This window comes from Methylobacterium sp. CB376 (assembly GCF_029714205.1).
GTDB lineage: Bacteria > Pseudomonadota > Alphaproteobacteria > Rhizobiales > Beijerinckiaceae > Methylobacterium.
On sequence record NZ_CP121648.1, the window covers coordinates 6,465,194 to 6,485,073 of the forward strand.

The following is a 19,880-nucleotide window of genomic DNA, read 5'->3' on the forward strand; positions in this document are numbered from 1 at the left end:
CATGCCGATCAACGTGCTGATGCCCGCCCTCTCGCCCACCATGGAGAAGGGCAACCTCGCCAAGTGGCTGAAGAAGGAGGGCGACCCGGTCAAGTCCGGCGACGTGCTGGCCGAGATCGAGACCGACAAGGCGACCATGGAGGTCGAGGCGGTCGACGAGGGCGTGCTCGCCAGGATCGTGGTGCCCGAGGGCACCGCGGACGTGCCGGTGAACGATCTCATCGCCGTGATCGCGGCGGAGGGCGAGGACCCGGCGCGCGTCGGGGCCGGGGAGGGGGCGGCGCAAGGGGCGGCGAAGGGGGCGGCGCCCCCGCCGCGGGATGAGGACCGCACGGAGGGCGGGGCGAGCCTCGCCTACGCGCGCGTGAACGAGGCGCCGGACGCCGCCAAGGCCGCGGCGAACGGGGCCGCGGCGAAGCCGAACGGCGCGGCGCCCGGCGGCGCCCCGCAGGGCGCCGCGCCGGCGGGGGGGCGGATCCTCGCCTCGCCGCTCGCGCGCCGCATCGCCAAGCAGGAGGGGATCGACCTCTCGCGCGTCCGCGGCTCCGGCCCGCACGGCAGGGTGATCGAGCGCGACGTGCGCGCGGCCCTCAAGGAGGGCCCGGCGCCGGCCGCCCCGGCGGGCGCCCCGGCGGCCGCGCCCGGCGGGGCGACCCCGCCCGCCGCCAAACCCGCGGCCGGCGCCCCGGCGGCCTCCGGCCTGACCGGCGACCAGGTCAAGGCGATGTTCGAGAGGGGGAGCTACGAGGAGGTCCCCCTCGACGGGATGCGCAGGACCATCGCCAAGCGCCTCGTCGAGTCGAAGCAGACCGTCCCGCACTTCTACCTCTCGCTCGATTGCGAACTCGACGCGCTGCTGGCGCTGCGCGAGCAGGTCAATGCGGGCGCCGGCAAGGACCGGGACGGCAAGCCGCTGTTCAAGCTCTCGGTGAACGACTTCGTCATCAAGGCGCTGGCGCTGGCCCTGCAGCGGGTGCCGAACGCCAACGCGGTCTGGGCCGAGGACCGGATCCTGAAGTTCCGCCACTCCGACGTCGGCGTCGCGGTGGCGGTGGACGGGGGCCTGTTCACGCCGGTGATCCGCAGGGCCGAGCAGAAGACACTCTCGACCCTCTCGGCCGAGATGAAGGACCTCGCCGGCCGCGCCCGCAGCCGCAAGCTGAAGCCCGAGGAGTACCAGGGCGGCGCGACGGCGGTGTCGAATCTCGGCATGTACGGCATCAAGGAATTCGGCGCGGTCATCAACCCGCCCCACGGCACGATCCTGGCGGTGGGGGCGGGCGAAGCCCGGGTCGTGGCCAGGAACGGCGCGCCGGCGGTGGTGCAGGCCATGACCGTGACGCTCTCCTGCGACCACCGGGTGGTGGACGGGGCGCTCGGCGCCGAATTGCTCGCCGCCTTCAAGAGCCTGATCGAGAACCCGATGGGGATGCTGGTGTGAGGGGCCGCGCCCCGCCGCGCCCGGAGCCGCCCGCCGGGCGCTCCCGGCCCTGAGCCTCGGCGCCGCCCCGGTCCGGCGGCCGGCGCCGCCGTCATGCCCCTTCGCAACGCGAGCCGAACCCCATGTCCGACAGCTACGACGTCCTCATCATCGGCGCCGGCCCCGGCGGCTACGTGACCGCGATCCGCGCGGCCCAGCTCGGCTTCAGGACGGCGGTGGTCGACCGCGAGCATCTCGGCGGGATCTGCCTGAACTGGGGCTGCATCCCCACCAAGGCGCTGCTGCGCTCGGCCGAGATCTTCCACTACATGCAGCACGCCAAGGATTACGGCCTCTCGGCGGAGAAGATCGGGTTCGACGCCGCGGCGATCGTCAAGCGCTCGCGGGGCGTCTCGGCGCGGCTCAACGGCGGCGTCGGCATGCTGCTCAAGAAGAACAAGGTCGACGTGATCTGGGGCGAGGCGCGGATCGAGGCGGCGCCGAAGGGCGACGCGCCGGGCCGGGTCGCGGTCGCCGCGTCGCAGCGGGCCGAGGCGCCGAAGGGGGCCAAGGGGCCGGGCGCCTACGCGGCGCGGCACATCATCGTGGCGACCGGTGCGCGGCCCCGCGTGCTGCCGGGGATCGAGCCCGACAAGCGCCAGATCTGGACCTACTACGAGGCGATGGTGCCGGAGGCGATGCCCAGGAGCCTGCTCGTCATGGGCTCGGGCGCGATCGGGATCGAGTTCGCCTCCTTCTACCGGACCATGGGCGCCGAGGTGACGGTGGTGGAGCTGCTGCCGCAGATCCTGCCGGTGGAGGATGCGGAGATCGCCGGGATCGCCCGCAAGCGCTTCGAGAAGCAGGGCATCCGAATCCTGACCGGCGCCAAGGTCACGAAGGTGGAGAAGGGCTGGGACGCGGTCACCGCCACGGTCGAGGCCGACGGCAAGAGCCAGGCGATCACGGCCGAGACGCTGATCTCGGCGGTCGGCGTCGTCGGCAACATCGAGAATCTCGGGCTCGAAGGACTCGGCGTGCGGACCGACCGCGGCATCGTGGTGACGGACGGGCTCGGGCGCACCAACGTGGCGGGGATCTACGCCATCGGCGACGTGGCCGGCCCGCCGATGCTGGCCCACAAGGCCGAGCACGAGGGCGTGCTCTGCGTCGAGACCATCAAGGGCCTGCCGACCCACCCGATGGACAAGGGCAAGATCCCGGGCTGCACCTATTGCCAGCCGCAGATCGCCTCGGTCGGCCTCACCGAGGCCAAGGCGCGGGAGCAGGGATTCGACATCCGGGTCGGCCGCTTCCCCTTCCTGGGCAACGGCAAGGCGATCGCCCTCGGCGAGCCGGACGGCCTCGTGAAGACGATCTTCGACAAGAAGACCGGCCAGCTCCTCGGCGCCCACATGGTCGGGGCCGAGGTGACCGAGCTGATCCAGGGCTACGTCGTGGCGATGCAGCTCGAGACCACCGAGGAGGACCTGATGCACACGGTCTTCCCGCACCCGACCCTGTCCGAGATGATGCACGAGAGCGTGCTCGACGCCTACGGGCGGGTGATCCACGTGTAGCCTGATAAGACGAAGAAAGCCTCGCTCATCCAAAGACTTAGCTCGAAAACACTACCGAGGCTCATTCACGGCTGCCAACCCCTGAGGTGCCTCCAAACGGCATCTCGGGCATGCTCGGTGTGACAGAATTGTGCCAAGGGTCGGCGGCCAGATCGGCCCTAACCTCCTCGTCTCGAACGCTGAAATGGCGCCACTGAAGGGGAGGGGACTCGGATCAGCGACGCCCCCAACGCCCCATCGGCAACTTACCTGAAGCCCCTCATCACCTTGGCTATCGAGACAGGGATGCGTCGTGGCGAGCTCCGCTCCATCACCTGGGTCGACGTGAACCTCAAATCTCGAACTGTGAAGGTGCAGAGGACCAAGAACGGTCACCCACGAACCGTCCCGCTATCCCCAACCGCCATTCAGACCCTCTCGGGGATGGAACGAACCTCTGATCGAGTTTTCCCTGTGTTCCCCGGAGCGGTTGAGTTGGCGTGGAGGCGAATGCGGAGGAGGGCTGCGATCCCTGACCTCCGCTTTCACGATCCGAGGCACGAGGCGGTTTCACGGTTGTTCGAGGCCGGGTTGAGCGTGTCCGAGGTCGCCATGGTCAGTGGGCGTCGAACGCCTGCCATGCTGTTCCGCTACACTCACCCGAAAGCCGAGGATGTGGCCACGAAGTTGGCAGGGAGCCAAGGGATGACTGCCCGAGGCAGGAGATCCTCTACTCGCTCAGGGAAGCCCAGACCGTGATCGCTCTTTGGCAAACCACCGGCAACCGCGTCCGGCCGCATTCGTCCATCGGCTAGAGCATTTTCCGACGAAGTGGATGCCGGTTCGTCGCAGAAAATGCGGCAAGATCAAAGATCGAGAGCGGCACTCGATCACGTTGCAATTGGGTGCCGCTCTCGCGGCCACCCGCGCCCATCACCTTGCCAGATTTGTTCTTCCGGCTATCCATGGCCACACCATGCAGTAAGCTCTAAACCGGCCCGGTTCAAAATACCGGTCAGGCCAATCTTTTCACATTCTTTACTGAGATCTGCCGCACCGTAGCGCTTTGGCTTGAACCGCATCAACCACTTCAGCATCCTGAGATGCGATGGATTAATTATTTCTCAGACGCCTTTTCTAGGGTCAACTGCGGCAGTTCAGATCAGATGAAGGGCAGCAACTCGTCTGAACAAATGCACGGCCGCACAGCACCAAGTCGGACTGAGGAGAACTTATCAGTGTGCTAATCCAGCATGGGCCTTCAGTGTCGGCGGATTAATGGAAGAGCTTGGAAACGCATTGAAGGCGAATATGCCCGAACCACCGGTCAGGATCTGGGCCGCAATAGCATAACCGTACTTTGAAGTGCCGGTATATGTTGAATTGCCACCAAAGCTGAGGATCGCAGAAGGAGCATACAGCGTGCCGTTTAGCGCCATATCCCCCGTTCCACCCAAAGATACAGAAACGTTCGCAGGCGTGCTGCGGGATTGGAAAATCAGAATGCCGGCTTGATCTCCAGAATTTTGAGCAGTTAGCGTGATCGTCCCGCTTCCACTGAGGTTTAAGGTACTGTCCTTATCGAGAAATATAGTAAGACCTGAGCCGGTGATGCTGGTGCTGCCTGTAACACTAATATTGGCAGATTTGAAGTAGTATAAACCCGATTGTAAAGTCACGTTCCCACTCAGGCTAACAGTCCCGGAATAGGTGCAGTTCGTCGGAAAGACACCAGACGAGATCGACGGATTGTTCACTGTGCATACGGGCTGTGCCGGCTCTGGGACATTCGCCAAAGGATCAACGAGCGAGGGACAGTTGATCTTAGGCCAAGGGCTGAACCCGGTACCAGAGTAGTTTCCAACGACGCAGATCTGCGAAGCGGTGATCGAGGATGACCCTCCCGTCCTAGCAGCCGTCGCCGATGACGAGTTGACCTGAATGGGGCAGTTGGTCTGGAGGGCGCTGCTGCCCTTCGTTTGCAGCGAACCGGCGCTGGCCGGCTCGAGCACCATGACGCAGGCACCACCATACTTCACGGCGACGCTGCTCGCAGCCATGTCCACGCTCGATACGCCGAGGATGCCGGCCACGTACGTTAGGACGGCATTGCCGTAGGCGGACGACCGGCGCGTCGTCACCTGCACCGCGTTCTGGCCGATCGCGCTGGGCGTAAACGTTTTCGAGGATGGATCGTAAACTCCAATCTGTATATCTGCACTTGTTGACACTGTTCCAAAACCGACTGGAGTGTTTTTACTGACAAGGTCAAGGGCAGCTGCCATAACAGAGGATGAAGTTGGAAGCGCCATCACTGCACCAAGCGCGGCGGCGTCGGCTATCTTCTGAAGCTTCAGCTTACTGTAGTATAAATTTCCGGAGTCTATCGCCACAGCCGCAAATCCGACGGCGATCAGCATTCCGAACAGGCCGATGATCGATGCGCCGCCTTGCTTGTGCGCGGCGAATGCGACGAACCGCTGCCTCACGACGTTGGCTCCTGCTGCATCACTGCAGTGCAGTTAAAAGATTTTGTTCCATAGATGAGGCTAAAGAACTGCGTCGGCGTTGCCGAACTGAGAGGAACATTTGTTGTGACGGTATACTGGTTCTTGTTAGGATCAGTGCTCGACTGCGAAATTGTAACCGCGGCAGACGCTTGCGCCCACGAAGGCAGACGGAGGGCGATGATGCCGGCAACCTGCGAGGCCGTGATCCGGTTGGTCGCCAGTTGCCGGGCAGCGTCGTTCGTGGCGAACTCTGTGGTGCCAAGGGTGTACATGATCGAGCCGAACTCGATCGACCCCATGACGAGCGCGATCAGGATCGGAGCGACGACCGCGAACTCCGCTGCGGTTGCCCCTCTCTCATCAGATCCAAAACGTCTCATCAAAGGCTCACGCAGAAGTTGTGGATTTCCGCTTTGTACTGTGAAGCCTAAGAACTTAAAACATGTTTAAAGCATTGCAGACTCTCGTATGCGCTCTGATGCCGCCATGAGATCGCCGATATGTCCCATGGCCCGTTCGCTAAACCCCGGCCAGGAACACGGGATCCCTCGCGAGTACGTCGGCGACGGAGCGGAGGGCCTCCAGCCTCCCGGCCAGGGCGCCGCGGAGCGCCGCGATGTGCGGCCCACGGCAGGAGGTCAGGTTCGCTGTCCGCGATCGCTGCCTCGAGAGCTTTGACGAGATCCCGGAGGCGTACGCCTTCACGGCTCGCCTCAACCTCCGGCACCTGCGCGGCACCAAAACCCATGAGGTCGCCTTCGAGGAGCACGATCGCGCGCACGACCACATAAACCTGGGCGACGAGCACGACGCCCACGCCCGCGCCCATGCCGACGCTATTCGGCAGCACTTCGCGGGGCACAGGGTGACGAGCGGGCAAATCGTGCTGTTCGGCCTCACGGGGGTTTGATCTCCACCTGCATCTCGAGCCCGGCATCTCAGCGCACGACGAGCACACGTGCGGCCGCGGCGAGGACGCAGATCAGCACGAAGGCTGCGACGACGACCGCGGCGACAGGTGGCCGACGGCGCCGTCTGATGGTCTTGGGGCTCTCGCGGATCCACCAGTCGCAGGGTCTTTCAGGACGCCAGACCTTCATCAACCCGACGCGGTTGAGTTGGCATGGGGAGAAATGCGGATAAGGGCTGCGATACCTGATCTCCGCTCTCACGATCTGAGGCACGAGGCGGGTTCACGGCTGTTCGAGGCTGGGTTGAGCGTGCCCTAGGTTGCGGTGGTCAGCGGTTATCGGACGCCGGCGATGCTGTTTCGTTATACTCAAAGGCGGAGTTTGTCGCCAAAAAATCTGAATAAGTTCACGATGTATGGACACAGCGGAATCCGGAACCCGATTTTTCGACAGATGCAACGTTCGTTACGGGATTGCAGAGCCTGAACCGCTACTCTCTTCTCGAATACGTCTCGTCTCAGCATCGCTGATCCCGGAAGTCAACGTTCTCACAAGGCGGTCAACGATTTCGTCCTCGATGTCCGCCCACGAACCTTCACGACTTTTAAAGCGATCGGCCCAGATTTGCGCTCCAGTCGAGGCATCAACAAGCTGAGCGTTGATACGAAACCGGCCATCTGCGTGATGCATGGTTCCAGAGAACACGTATCTCACGTCCAATTCCCTTCCGATTTCCTGAGGGTCTACTGGTCTGTTCTGATATCTTAGAGCGATGCTGCTCGATACTATAAAAATCCCGTCGATGCGGGTCAGATCGGATGTGATGTCCGCTGCAATTGCCTCTGCCAAAGAGTCTTCTTTCGAGCCACCGTCAGGATTCTTAAACGGTAAGATTACGACCGACATCCGCGAGGTAATCTCTCTGCGCATTCTACCGGTTTTATCTCCAATGGAGGCAACGCTGATTGCATCTTGCTCATCGCTGCGCATAATCCCCGAAGAAAGTATCGGCTGATCCGACGACAAAAAAGTCACGCCCGTCACCAATAATAATGCTACACGCGAAAATGCGAGCTTGAGAGAACCGGGGCGCCCACTCACCGTCAGGTTTAATATTTTGGTTTCTGCCTGTCGCGCAATGAATTCCGGGGTTATAACGAAAACCTGCACAGCGCGATCCACATTTTTCAGACGAACGAGACCCCAATCGACAGGATCGCATATTATTTTATCGTGAACTTGGTCGAGAGCCGCTCGAGAAAGACAAATTCCCCCACTCGGGGCGATGCCCTCCAGACGGGAAGCAAGATTAACAGCATTTCCGTAAATGTCTCCATCCTGCTCAACAGTGATATCGCCTACACATATGCCCATCCGAAAAAACACACGCCGAGGCTCTTCAGTATTCTCGTTCAGGCTGTGCACGGCACGTTGCAATTCGATCGCGCAACATACAGCGTGGTATGTGCTTGGAAACTCGACTAACACGCCGTCTCCGCTCGATTTTATAACACGACCGCCATGCTGCTTGGTGCTCGGGTAAAGAAGATCGCGGCGGAGAGACCTGAGCAGTGCGAGGGTTCCGGCTTCGTCCCTACACATATGCTGGGTATACCCAACCATGTCGGCCGCCAGAACGGCAGCGACGTGGGGCTCTACACTATATACCAAGTGTAAGCTAGGCTTCGCCATAGCTTGGCCTTTAACGCCCGCTCCATTGACGGAACGGGTAACATAATCTCGCTCTCGCGATTATCAAGTTGGGTCAAATCTTACTGCCCGCGATCAGTCTAGTGAACCTAAGCGATACCGTGACGATCCACTTGTGAGCAAGCGTGACCTTAAGGTATTGCTCTGTGTCAACTCGGCAACGGAAGTCGTGTCTTTGTTCAAATGGACCGTGGATAGCTTGAGTGCGTTGGCGTGCTATAATGCTCGAATGTCGGAAACGTCGTTCAGACCCTACGCGGTCGTCCAGTGTGAGAGAACGGTTCCAAGCCAGATCACGTTCGCCTGCATGATCGGAATAGATAGGCTGCTGAAGCTGGAACTGGATACGACGCGACCTCGGCACACGTTCGTACGACAGGCGTTGAGCGGCTTGAACCAGCGTCTCCTCTCCTTCAAGTCCGACCAGATACCCTTCTTCGGTCGACCACGAGGGTTCGTCGTCAACTACGCGCCCAACCGTGCCGTGCGATACGACCTTAACGGTAAGGCGATGGAGATCATGCCGAGAGAGGTGGTCGTCGGGCGTGGGAAGTTAACGTTCGGTAGGCTAACCTCCGATTAGGCACAGGCCAGGGTGAACAGAGAACGATCTCCATAACTCCACCCTAGCTTTGTTATCCGTGTCAGGCCGGCGATCTCGTCATCTACCCATCCTTGCTGACGCAGGGTGACCTGGAACTTTGAAGCGTTTACCTGTATCGGTTACATTAGAGCCGTCCACCCGGTAGATAGAGAAATCCTGGTCTAAGAAATTTCCGACCAAGAGATATCTTCCATCCGGCGTAAATACTGCAGCTTCTGGCAAGCCACCAGTTTCGAGTCCTTCTTTGATCTTCGTCACGGTTTTACCATCTATTTTCATTACAGTCAAGGTTCCGTTCTTATGGTAGAAGAAGTCTTTCTTTCCGGAATTTGACCCGTTAATGATGACTGCCACCGCCACATCGCCTTTCGGGCTTATCGCAAGTCCTTCAGGTCCATCTCCCACGACGACCTTATCGATAACCCGTGGAGGTGTCGCCTCAAGATCAACAACGCTAACGGTGTCCACGTTTCCGTCCGAAGCCCCGGCAAAGCCATTATCAGCTGTCAGGGCGATCTTACCGTCTGGGCTCACGCTAACATTATATGGCCACAAGCCGACTGGTAGGTCCTGCTTATTATAACTTACCTTCTTGTTGGATTCAATGCTCAGCAAGGCTACCTTATGATTGACGAACTTACTTGCAATGGCCGTCTTTCCGTTCGGGGTGAATTCGACATGGGAGACCAGCTCATCAACGGGCACCTTCTGAGTCAGTTCGACATTCTTCCCATTAATCGAGAGGACACCCACGGCATTCTCGGCGCGGAGCGCAACAAGCGCCATTGTTCCATCGTGACTTATATCGAGGCCGGATGGCTGCTTACCAACCTCAAGAGTTTTAAGGAGCTTCGGCGGGCTGGCCTCAAGATCAATGACGTACAACTTGGTATCCGGAACCTGCTTAAGCGCGTCCCCATCCTTCACGACATCAACGGAATCAGCGACAAGGGCTAAGGTGCCGGACGGGTTTATGGCCAAATTGACGGGAGGGCCGACAACAGAATTCTTCAATGGCAGATTGGCGGCTATCTTCGGATTCTCAGGATCTTCAAGGTCCACAATCAACACGCTGTCACGGCCGCTTGGCGACAACACCGGTTTCCCATTCTCATCCCAGTTCAGTTTCTCGTCATTGCCGACGATCATGTAGGGCTTGGCTGCCACCGGGGGAGCTGCAAGTAATAATAAGGACGCGCAAACAAACAGATTCGCTTTATGGCTCCGCATCGTTTTCTCCCTAATATTCCTTGCCACTGTTATTTTTTTGGCCTGCTCACCTGATCATAGTCGCTCCAGTGAGGCAATGGGTTCAGCGTCCCGTCGACGTAGTGAGCGGTGAGGTGGATACGGACCTTCAGGAGGGGCGCGTTTCATCGTAACATTCGGGCTTGGGGGCTCTCGCCATGGTGCAGGCAGTTGCAGACAGGCGATTGGTCACGATCCTGGTGGCCGATGTGGTGGGCTACTCGCGCCTCATCGGACTGGACGAGAGTGGGACACTGCGACGCCTGAAGGCACTCCGGCGCGAGATCATCGAACCGGCTGTGGTCTCCGCCAAGGGCCGAATCATTAAGACGGTCGGGGACGGGTTCATTGCCGAGTTCGGGAGTGCGGTTCGAGCGGTCTCCTGTGCGGTGGTGATCCAGCAAGGCGTTCCTCGTCACGAGGCCGGGGCAGGTGAGGACCGTGCCCTCCGCCTGCGCATCGGGATCAACCTCGGCGATGTCGTCGTAGAAGCCGACGGGGACCTCTACGGGGACGGCATCAACATCGCGGCAAGGCTCGAGCCCTTGGCCGAGACCGGAGGGATCTGTGTCGCTCAGGCTGTCTAAGACCAAGTGCGGGACCGGCTTGGCTACCCCTTCGAGGATCGCGGCAGGCTCGAGCTCAAGAACATCATGAGGCCGGTCGGGGTGTTCGCTCTCTCAGCCTCGGCCATAGAGGGACTGGGCAGCGTGGCGACGGCTGAGACCCAAGAGGGGGGGTCCAAGCCGAGCAAAAGGCCGTGGAAGGCGATCGGTGCCGGAGCCAGTATCATTACCCTCCTTGCTGCGGGTGGGCTTCTCTGGCGCTCCTACACGGCCCCGACCACGATCCCAGCTGGCCAAACCATCGCTGCCAAGCTGACCGGAGAGGCCAAGGAGGCTCCTCGCCTGTCAATCGTGGTCCTCCCCTTCACGAACCTGAGCAGCGACCCGGAGCAGGAGTTCTTCGCGGACGGTATCACTGAGGATCTGACCACCGATCTGTCCCACCTCGCTGGCAGCTTCGTCATCGCCCGCAACACCGCCTTCACGTACAAGGGCAAAGCGGTCGACGTGAAACAACTCGGTCGCGATCTGGGTGTGCGCTACGTGCTGGAGGGCAGCGTTCGCAGGATTGGGGACAAGATAATCATTAATGCGCAGCTGATCTCTTCCGAGACCGGCTCTCACTTGTGGGCCGATCGGCTTGAAGGGGAGAGGAGTAGACTTGGTGAGTTGCAGGCGGAATTCGTTGCAAGGTTGGCGCGCTCCCTTGATGTCCAGCTGATACAGGAAGAGAGCCTCCGCTCGTTACGGGAGCGACCCAATAATCCTGACGTTGTTGATCTTACCCTCGGAGGATGGGCAGCACTGAATAGACCTCGCAGTAAGGTTAATGTCGCTGAGGCTATAAACCAGTTCGAGCAAGCACTGAGGCTTGATGATGAGTCGCTGCAGGCCGTCGTTGGAATGTCGAGGGCTCTAGCCGTCCGGGCTCGTGCTGGATGGAGTGACAACCCTGTTTCAGAAGCCAACAAGATTGAGGAGATGATTGCCCCTGTCCTTGAGAAGAGGCCTCATAATGCGATGGCTTATTGGTCCAAGGGGCAGGCACTGGCCTTCAAGAAACAGTTCGAACAAGCCATACACGAGTTAGATGCCGCTGTTGATAGCAACGCAAACTTCGCTGATGGTCACGCGTTCTCAGGTCTCCTAAGGATATTCGCAGGGAGGTCGTCCGAGTCGATCCCATATTTCGAGAAAGCAATCCGCCTCAGTCCACGGGATCCGAACCTCAATATCTGGCTGTTCGATATATGTCATGCACACTCTCATATGGGAAATTGGGAGCAAGCGATTGATTGGTGTCATAAAGCGAATGCGATCGCGCCATACTATATGTCTTACATTGATCTTGCAACCTCATATGGGTGGCTAGGGCGTTACGACGAGGCGAAGGCGGCGAACGAAGGGCTACTGAGGCTGATGCCTGGATATACCGTCAAGAAGTGGGCGACGGCTGATTGGTCGAATAATCCTAAGTTCGTCGCCGAATACACGCGAATGGTAGAGGGACTTCGAAGGTCAGGGCTTCAGGAGGAATGATAATATCATTGGTGTAGCGGGCTGAGGGGTGGTGAGACATGCCGGCGATGCTGCCCGATCCTAAGCGCGGCCACAATAGCAGTGGGGCCGAACTCAGTATTGATATGGGTCGGTCGCGCCGGAAGGCCCCCACCCCTGAATAACCAGATGCTAAGCCTCGAACGGGTGGGATGGAACGCGCTCAGGGAGCCGCATACGTGACCACACCGCCGCGACCACCCCGCCTTCGTGTGTCCGTCACGAACCACGCGCAGTTCGAGGATGGTTCAGGGGAGCAGGTGCTGTGCTTTCTCCTCAACCTGTCGAACGAAGGAGCGTGTGTGTCGTTCCCTGATAGCGTGGCTACCCCCGCGCTTCAGCTTTATCCTGGAGCCTATGGGCGATCCACACCCGGCGAAGGTGCACTGGCGGAACGGCAACACGGTCGGCATCAAGTTCGCCGTGGTGCTGACAAGCGGGGCGAGGAGCCGGGTTACGCCCCACCTCATGGGGGCCGACTGAGGCCGCTCCGTCGAGGAGGTAGGCGCTTCTCAACCGCCGATGAACTGCCTCGCGGCGTAGCCTCGACCGATGAGCCGGCTGCGCTCCCGCGTGCGTCTGTCAGCCACCAAGAGGTCGGCCAGAGCATCAGTGACAGCCCACCTCAGCGCGAGTTCCGCATCACCACCCGTGAGCATGAGGTAGGCTGCGACGATGTCCCCGACAGGGCAGGTTGCCGCTGACTCTGGTGTCTCTGATACGCGCTGGTGCAACATAGGTTGTCCCTACCACACTAACTCAGCCGAGGGCTAATCTAAGAACGCACAGATCAGACCTGTGGTTCATTCGAGAGCGGGTAAATCGGTTTCAGCACTATCAGCATGGGAGAGGATGGGGGGACGCGAGTCCCAGCCTGAGCTTAGATGATCTAGAGCATTTTCCGACGAAGTGGATGCCGGTTCGTCGCAGAAAATGCGGCAAGATCAAAGACCTAGAGCTGTACCCGATTGCAACGTGATCGGGTGCTGCTCTAGGGTCAAAACTCAATCAGCTTGACCATGCGAAGGGCCGCTGAGGGTGGACAGCGGCGGTTAGTGACGCGGCAGGAAGCGTACATAGCCCAGTGCCTCCGCCATGGAGCCGGAGATAACATGCGATAGTTGACCTTCGCTCGTGCCCCTGCCTCTTGGATCCATGACGCAGATCGACACGCGATGGCCCTTCGGGGACGGGGAGATGGCAGGGCGCATCCGTGACTTCGACTGGTCGGCAACGCCGCTCGGGCCGATCGCAGACTGGTCGGAGCGCCTGAAGCTGGCAGTCGAACTCATGCTTGCCAGTCCGCTCGTGTCGACACTTGCGTGCGGGCCGCAGCGCCTCCTCCTCTACAACGCCGCGGCCGCCCGGCACTTCGGCGACCACCATCCCGCCGCACTTGGCCGGCCCCTGCCCGATACCTTCTCCGTGGGGTGGGCGACCGTGGCGCCCTACTACGCGCGTGCCTTCGGCGAGACGGTGAAGGTCGGCGGCCAACCTCTTGACACGCGCGGCGAGGGCGTCGCGAAGGATGTGTTCGACGCGCTGCTTGCGCCCGTGCGCGAGAGAGACGGCTCCATCGCCTACGTTCAGATGACTGGTGCAGAAGTGGGCGACCGCGCGCGGATGGAGGCGGCGTTGCGCGAGAGCGAGACGCGGCACCGCCTTCTGATCGAGAGCTGGGCGCAAGCCGTGTGGGAGACCGATGCCCATGGCATCGTCGTCGCCGACAGCCCGAGCTGGCGTGCCTATACTGGCCAGACCGTGGAGGAGTGGCTTGGATACGGTTGGTTGGACGCGATCCATCCCGACGACCGCGCCTTCGCCGAACACCAATGGCGCGAGGCAATCGCAGCTCGCCGGCTCGTCAACGCCGAGTTCCGTCTTCGTGCCCCCGATGGTGGGTGGCGTTGGACCAACGTCCGCGCTGCTCCCGTGCTCGATGCGGGAGGGAACATCGAGAGGTGGGCGGGCCTGAACATCGACATCGACGACTGCAAGCGCGCCGAGGCGATGCAACGCGAGAGCGAGGAGAAATACCGCTCCCTCTTCGAGTCCATGGACGAGGCCTACGCCGTGATCGAGGTGCTCCAGGACGGCGCCGGCAAGTGGGTGGATTTCCGGTTCCTCAATGTGAACCGCGCCTTCGTGAAGCATACGTCGATGCCCTACCCCGTGGGCAAGACAGCGACGGAGCTACTTGGGTCACCGAACCCGCGCTGGACGGAACTCTATGGCCAGGCGCTCGATACCGGCGAGCCGATCCGGATCGAAGAAACCGAACATACGCTCGGCCGCACGTTCGACCTCAACATCTTCACCTTGGATGGGGCCCAGAACCAAGTCGCCGTTCTCTTCACCGACATCACCGCACGCAAGCGCGCCGAGGCTGCGTTGCGCGAGGGTGAGGAGCGGCAGGCGTTCCTGCTGAAGCTCAGCGACGCGCTGCGCCCCATCGGTGACGCGCAAACGTTGCGAGCAACGGCCTGCCGCATGTTGGGCGAGGGCCTGTCCGCCTCGCGCGTGTACTACGTGGGGTACGAGCCGCAGGCGGGCTACGGACAGGTTGCGGACGACTATTTGGTGGATGGTCTGCCGAGCCTCGCCGGGCAGTACCCGTTCGAGGCGTTTCGCGCGACCTACGGGCGTATCGCGGACGGCGCCACCTGGATCGTTCCCAACGTGTGGGAGGCCACCGACCTGCCCGAGCACGAACGTGAGTATTACGCCGCGCAAGATGTGAGCGCTTGGGTCAGCGTGCCCTTGGCGAAGGACGGGACACTAGAGGCGGCGCTCTGCATCGTGCAGTCTTCGGCGCGAGGATGGACCCCGGTTGAGATCGCCCTCGTTGAGGAGACAGCAGAACGCTTGTGGTCAGCGATCCAGCGTGACCGCGCGGAGACGGCGCTGCGCGAGAGCGAGCAACGCTTCCAGCAGTTCGCTCGTGACTCCTCCGCCGGTCTCTGGATCAGGGTAGCCGAGACCCTGGAGATGGAGTTCGTCAGCCCTGCTGTCGGCGCCATCTACGGCATGGAGCCGGACGCCTTGCTCGGTGATGTGAAGCGCTGGGCTTCGGTAATAGTACCGGAGGAGCGCGAGGCAGCGATGGGGCACCTGCAGGCAGCACGCGCCGGCAACACGTCCGTTCATGAGTTCCGCATCCAACGCCCTTCCGATGGCGCCTTTCGCTGGATCAGGAACACGGACTTCCCGTTGCGCGACGACGGCTACATCCCCCGCGTGGGCGGCATCGCCGAGGACATCACCGAGACGCAACGGCTCAACGAGCACCAGGGTGTGCTGCTGCATGAGTTGCAGCACCGGGTTCGCAACATCATGGGCATGGTGACCCTCCCTCGAGTTGGTGGACGCCTCTGATCCGCTCGTGGGGAGCGAGGAAGGCGTTCAATGGCGACGAAGGCGCGACGGGCGTTCACCCCCGAATTCAAGCGCGAGGCGGTGGCCCTCCTGGAGAGCAGCGGGCGCCCGCAGATGCAGATCGCGGCGGAACTTGGCATCCAGCCCTCGATGCTGCGCAACTGGCGCGCTGTTCTCACCGGCGAGGCGCCCCGCTCGCGGGCGGCCGCTCCGGCAGCACAGCCCTCCTCACCCGTGGCCTCACCCGCCGAGCAGGCTGCTGAGATCGCCTCGCCCCGCATGCACGCGGCTTTGCGTGCCGAGGGCCGGGGCGTCAGCCGTGGTCGCATCGAGCGGCTCATGCGGCGACACGGCATCCGCGCCACGGCGGCAGGCCGCGACCGGCCCGGCACGACCGACAGCCGTCACGGCCTGCCGGTTGCCCCCAACCTGCTCGAGCAGCGCTTCACCGCCTCGGCTCCCAACCAGATCTGGCTGGCGGACATCACCTACGTGCCACCGGTGAGGGCTGGCTCTCCCTCGCCGCCGTTCTCGATCTCGCGACGCGCAAGGTCGCGGGCTGGGCGATGCGCGAGCATCTCCGCACGGAGCTGGCAGCAGCCGCTCTCCTGATGGCCGTTCAGCGGCAGCGCCCCGCGCCGGGGCTGATCCAACACACCGACCGCGGCTGCCAATATGCGTCGGGAGAGTACCGGCGGCTCCTGGACGCGGCAGGCCTCAAGGCCTCCATGAGCCGACGTGGCAACGGCCTGGACAACGCACCGATGGAGAGCTTCTTCCACACGCTTAAGGTCGAGCTCGTCCATCAGCGCCGCTGGGCAACCCGGGACGAGGCGCGGCGCGAGCTCTTCTCCGACAGCGAGGGCTACGCCAATCGGCAACGGATCCACTCGGCCCTCGGATATACGACACCCGAGCAGGCCGAGCGGCAGATGGTGAGCTAACTGCGTCCACCGAAACGCTGGAGGATCATCCCGGGTGACCGGCGAACGGAACCCCGTGCGGATCCTGTCTCGACGCAGCGGCGCGGGCGCTTTCCGGCGGCGAAGCGCCGGACCGGACGACGGCGCCGGTCCCGCCGCCCGGAACCAGCGGGCCGGACGGCAACCATCTCACCCAGGGTCGGCACGGCAAGCGATCCGGATTCTCGGGCAGATCCGACTCGATCATGGCCCATTCACCAAGCGTTCACCCGGCTCGATGATGCCTGAACGTGCATTCGTGCTGCCGGTGCGCCGCGAGGACGATGCCGCCTCCGGCGATCTGGGCATGGACCTGAAGTCGGATTATATTTACCTTTGGTCATCTCCCTGCGCGAAGGGCGTGCGGAGCCGAATGAAGCACGCTCCAGCCGTTCGGAACGGGCTGTCCCCGTCGCGAACGAGGATCGGGAGTTACGACGTGACCGCCGCCCAGCGCTTCGAGAGAGCCGTGTCCCTCATGCACGCGGGAGAGCATCGCGCCTCCCTCGACATCGCGGACGCCCTCCTCTCCGAGAATCCTCGCGATGCGCGCGCCAATCTGCTGTCCGCCCGCATGCTGCACATCGCGGGCCGCCACGCCGAGGCGCGGCGGCGGCTCGACGGCATCGCGGTCGAGGGCCATCCCGAGCGCGAACGCCTGGAGAACGATATCCGGGTGATGCGGGAATTCGGCCTGTTCCAGGAGGCCTTCCCGCGCGACGCGGCGATCGGAATGGCGCGCGCGCGCGAGCGCGCTCCGGCGCACCTGCGAGCGGGCGCCGTCGCCGACGCGATCGCCGCCGCGCTCCGCGAGCGGCGGGGCTTCAGCCTGATCCGCATCGGCGACGGCGAAGGCGCGTTCGTCTCCCTCGGCGCCGAGGACGAGGCGCGCTTCGCGGCCCTCTACGCCCACAACCGGCGCGATCGGGCCCAGATCTGGTTCGGGGGCGCCGTCGACCCCAACGCGGATCCGTGGATCTCGCAGGCCAGGACGATCACGGACGCGATCGCCGAAGCGGACATCGTGGGTCTGCCCTACCCGAGCTGGCTGGAGCACGAATACCGCATCGCCAGCATCACGGGCATCTCCGCGCTCACCAACGCGCTGCGCGCGTCCCGGGCAACCAACGGGCACACGTGCACGCAGCTGATCCATGTCGAACTGCACAATGCCGGCCTGATCCAAGACCTGCTGCGAGGGCAGAGGACAATCGGGCTGATCTCCTGCCACCAGGAATTGACTCGGTTGCTCCCCGAGGCGTTCGGCATCGCGGACATCGAGTTTCACCACGTCCCGGGGGAGAAGGGACACGACCACCTGCTGCCGGACTCGGCGACGCGGGGCGAGCATTGGCCGACCCGCTTCCGCCAGATCATGGCCGATTTGTCCTCGCGGTCTCTTCACGGCAGGCTGTTCGTCGTGGCGGCCGGCATCCTCGGCAAGTTCTACTGCAACCAGATCCGCCGAGCCGGCGGCGTTGCGGTCGATCTGGGCTCGATCGCCGACGGCTGGGTCGGCATCGTCTCGCGCCCGGGCATGTCGGCCGACCTTCACCTGTCCCGGACCGCGCGCCCGAGCGCCCCGCCGAACGACCCGCCGAGCGATCTGGCGCTCGGGGCTTTCGTGCGGGACATCCTGGAAAGCGGGAGCAAGACCGCGCTGGACGGATCCTTCGTGGCCGAGGTCGGCGATCTGGTCGACCAGCACTCCACGCGCATCATGGCGCCGGAGGAGATGCTGGCCGAAGCCTACCAACCGGACCGACGCCGCCTGCTCGATTACCGGTGCGGAACGGGCGGCTGGCGGCAGGCGATCGAGGGAATGGGCTACGCGTGGCGCGGCGTGAACTATCTCGCGGGCATGGCCGAAGGCGTCCGCGCCGAAGCCCGTGCCGAGACGGGCATCGATTTCTACGATGGAACGGCGCTCCCTTACCCCGATTCATCCTTCGACGTCGTCTTCTCGTTTCAAGTCTTCGAGCACGTTCACGTCCCTCGCGCAGCGCTGTCGGAGATCGCGCGCGTCCTCAAGCCCGGCGGGCGCCTGATCGGATCCGTCAGCTATCTCGAGCAGTTTCATGACTATTCCACCTTCAATTTTACTCCATATGGATTGAAATTGGCAGCGCAAAGCGCCGGACTGCGTCTGTCCCGGGTCTATCCGAGCTACGATGTTTTCACCTGGATGGGACGGCGGCTTCTGATCGTCACCAGGAGCCGGGACGACAACAAGCTGTCGGCCATGCTGTCACGAGAAAACGTCATTCATGAAGAGTTTCTGAAATACGGCGCTCGCATGGGACACACGCCGGCGGAGATCAACCTGATACGGCTGATGTTCTCGGCACACTTCTCGTTTCTCATCACGAAGCCCGACCGTGGAGGCGGCTCCCACGACGCGGATGGGGATGCTTCACGATCGCGGTGATGCGGGATCCGCTTCGATCAAGCGGAGCCCGGATCACTGGTCGGACCAGGGATCGTAGGCGGCCGGCCGGCCCGCGCGCAGCAGCAGCACGGGCCGGGCGCTCCGCTCGAAGCCGTCCACCGGGCGCGTCCAGGCCTCCGGCCCGGCCCCGTCCTCCTCGTAGAAGTCGAGGGGCCGCGGCCCCGCCAGCCTCCGGGCCGGCCCCTGGTGCCGGCGCGCCACGAGCCCGCCCCCGCCCTCCTCGATCACGATGCGGGTGCGGCCCAGGCCCTCGCGGCCGACCAGGGCGAAGAGGGTCGCGGCGTTGCGCACGCTCAGGCGCACGCAGCCGTGGGAGGCGCGGCGGCCGAGCGCGCGGCCGTGGCTCGTCCCGTGGATGGCGTGGCCCGCCTGCGTGAAGAAGAGCGAGAAGGGCATGGGCGCGTCGTCCCACTCCCGCGAGACGTGCTGCCGCTCCATCCGGAAGGGACGGAACGACCCGCTCGGGGTCTCGTGGGCCGGCAGGCCGGTCGAGACCGGCCACAGGTAGCGGGGCTGCCCGTCGACGCTCACCGCCATGCGCTGGGCGGTCTTGTCGATCCGGATCGTCACCTCGGCCCGGGCGGCCGAGAGCAGGCCCATCAGGAGGAGACTCGACAGGAGAACCAGGAGGCGGGGACGCATGGCTGACCTCGGCAGGGGGCCGCGGTATGACGGTCTTCCCCGGCCCCCGGTTCCCGGCAATCCGCATCGCGCCCGGATGCGGCGCCTCGCCCCGGCTCAGGGCGCGTCGCCCCGGGCGAGCAGGATCTCCGTCATGCGCTCCTGCTCGGCGTCGCGCAGCGCCGCGATCCGCGCCGCCTGCTCGACCCGCGCGACCTCCTCCGCCTCCTCGTCGTGCTGGTCCGCCATCCGGCTCCTCCGCTCCCAGGCTCGCCGGGGGGCCGTCGGCCCGCCTCCTGCGAGAACATAAAGAGAACAGATGGAGCGTCGGGCGGCGGCCCGCAAGCGGCCCGTCGCGTGGGCGCGTTGGGCGACAGCCCGCAGGCGG

13 protein-coding genes and 3 pseudogenes are annotated in these 19,880 nt (G+C 63.0%); 10 read left to right on the forward strand and 6 right to left on the reverse strand.

Going from position 1 to position 19,880, the window contains the following annotated elements; all coding sequences use genetic code 11:
* The first annotated feature begins 1 nt into the window (after nucleotide 1).
* From QA634_RS29785 to QA634_RS29800, 4 genes and pseudogenes are all read left to right on the forward strand, one after another.
* Nucleotides 2–1,441, forward strand: a complete 1,440-nt coding sequence (locus QA634_RS29785) for a pyruvate dehydrogenase complex dihydrolipoamide acetyltransferase (RefSeq protein ID WP_012335563.1) — start codon at nucleotides 2–4, stop codon at nucleotides 1,439–1,441.
* Between the two features lie 122 nt (nucleotides 1,442–1,563).
* A complete protein-coding gene (gene lpdA, locus QA634_RS29790; RefSeq protein WP_012335564.1) occupies nucleotides 1,564–3,000 on the forward strand; it encodes a dihydrolipoyl dehydrogenase in 1,437 nt (478 codons plus the stop codon).
* Between the two features lie 267 nt (nucleotides 3,001–3,267).
* Nucleotides 3,268–3,588, forward strand: a pseudogene (locus tag QA634_RS29795) (site-specific integrase); the annotation flags it as partial.
* Nucleotides 3,589–3,644: 56 nt separating this feature from the next.
* Nucleotides 3,645–3,791: pseudogene (locus QA634_RS29800) on the forward strand (integrase core domain-containing protein); the annotation flags it as partial.
* 423 nt (nucleotides 3,792–4,214) lie between these two features.
* Here the strand turns inward: QA634_RS29800 and QA634_RS29805 are convergent.
* Entirely contained in the window at nucleotides 4,215–5,468 is a 1,254-nt protein-coding gene (locus QA634_RS29805) for a TadG family pilus assembly protein (RefSeq protein ID WP_012335565.1), read from the reverse strand.
* Nucleotides 5,465–5,869 (reverse strand): TadE/TadG family type IV pilus assembly protein, encoded by a 405-nt coding sequence (locus tag QA634_RS29810; RefSeq protein WP_012335566.1) that lies wholly within the window; start codon nucleotides 5,867–5,869, stop codon nucleotides 5,465–5,467. Before QA634_RS29810 ends, QA634_RS29805 begins: the two co-directional genes overlap by 4 nt.
* A 236-nt stretch (nucleotides 5,870–6,105) precedes the next feature.
* On the opposite strand from QA634_RS29810, the gene QA634_RS29815 reads away from it, so the two are divergent.
* Entirely contained in the window at nucleotides 6,106–6,399 is a 294-nt protein-coding gene (locus tag QA634_RS29815; protein WP_043701738.1) for a hypothetical protein, read from the forward strand.
* Between the two features lie 466 nt (nucleotides 6,400–6,865).
* On the opposite strand, the gene QA634_RS29825 is transcribed toward QA634_RS29815, so the two are convergent.
* The gene (locus QA634_RS29825; protein WP_012335567.1) at nucleotides 6,866–8,092 is read right to left on the reverse strand and encodes an adenylate/guanylate cyclase domain-containing protein; all 1,227 of its coding nucleotides are present in this window, start codon (nucleotides 8,090–8,092) and stop codon (nucleotides 6,866–6,868) included.
* A 679-nt stretch (nucleotides 8,093–8,771) separates the two neighbouring features.
* Nucleotides 8,772–9,881 (reverse strand): YncE family protein, encoded by a 1,110-nt coding sequence (locus QA634_RS29830; RefSeq protein WP_265576453.1) that lies wholly within the window; start codon nucleotides 9,879–9,881, stop codon nucleotides 8,772–8,774.
* A gap of 239 nt (nucleotides 9,882–10,120) precedes the next feature.
* Here QA634_RS29830 and QA634_RS35630 point away from each other — a divergent pair, with 239 nt between their 5' ends.
* The 5 genes and pseudogenes from QA634_RS35630 to QA634_RS29855 all read left to right on the forward strand — a co-directional run bounded on the left by QA634_RS35630 (nucleotide 10,121) and on the right by QA634_RS29855 (nucleotide 18,850).
* On the forward strand, nucleotides 10,121–10,549 hold the full coding sequence (locus QA634_RS35630) for an adenylate/guanylate cyclase domain-containing protein (protein ID WP_322597451.1): 429 nt from the start codon (nucleotides 10,121–10,123) through the stop codon (nucleotides 10,547–10,549).
* A gap of 6 nt (nucleotides 10,550–10,555) precedes the next feature.
* Entirely contained in the window at nucleotides 10,556–12,067 is a 1,512-nt protein-coding gene (locus tag QA634_RS29835) for a tetratricopeptide repeat protein (RefSeq protein ID WP_322597452.1), read from the forward strand.
* Between the two features lie 1,173 nt (nucleotides 12,068–13,240).
* Entirely contained in the window at nucleotides 13,241–15,460 is a 2,220-nt protein-coding gene (locus QA634_RS29845) for a PAS domain S-box protein (RefSeq protein WP_012335570.1), read from the forward strand.
* A gap of 30 nt (nucleotides 15,461–15,490) precedes the next feature.
* A pseudogene (locus tag QA634_RS29850) lies at nucleotides 15,491–16,404 on the forward strand (IS3 family transposase).
* Nucleotides 16,405–16,861: 457 nt separating this feature from the next.
* Nucleotides 16,862–18,850 carry a class I SAM-dependent methyltransferase gene (locus QA634_RS29855; RefSeq protein WP_043701747.1) on the forward strand — a complete coding sequence of 663 codons (1,989 nt, stop codon included), beginning with the start codon at nucleotides 16,862–16,864 and terminating at the stop codon, nucleotides 18,848–18,850.
* A gap of 33 nt (nucleotides 18,851–18,883) precedes the next feature.
* On the opposite strand, the gene QA634_RS29860 is transcribed toward QA634_RS29855, so the two are convergent.
* Both QA634_RS29860 and QA634_RS29865 read right to left on the reverse strand, forming a co-directional pair.
* Nucleotides 18,884–19,513, reverse strand: coding sequence for a L,D-transpeptidase (locus QA634_RS29860; protein ID WP_012335572.1), 630 nt, complete (start codon nucleotides 19,511–19,513; stop codon nucleotides 18,884–18,886).
* 96 nt (nucleotides 19,514–19,609) lie between these two features.
* Nucleotides 19,610–19,741 (reverse strand): hypothetical protein, encoded by a 132-nt coding sequence (locus tag QA634_RS29865; RefSeq protein WP_012335573.1) that lies wholly within the window; start codon nucleotides 19,739–19,741, stop codon nucleotides 19,610–19,612.
* Nucleotides 19,742–19,880: the final 139 nt, after the last annotated feature.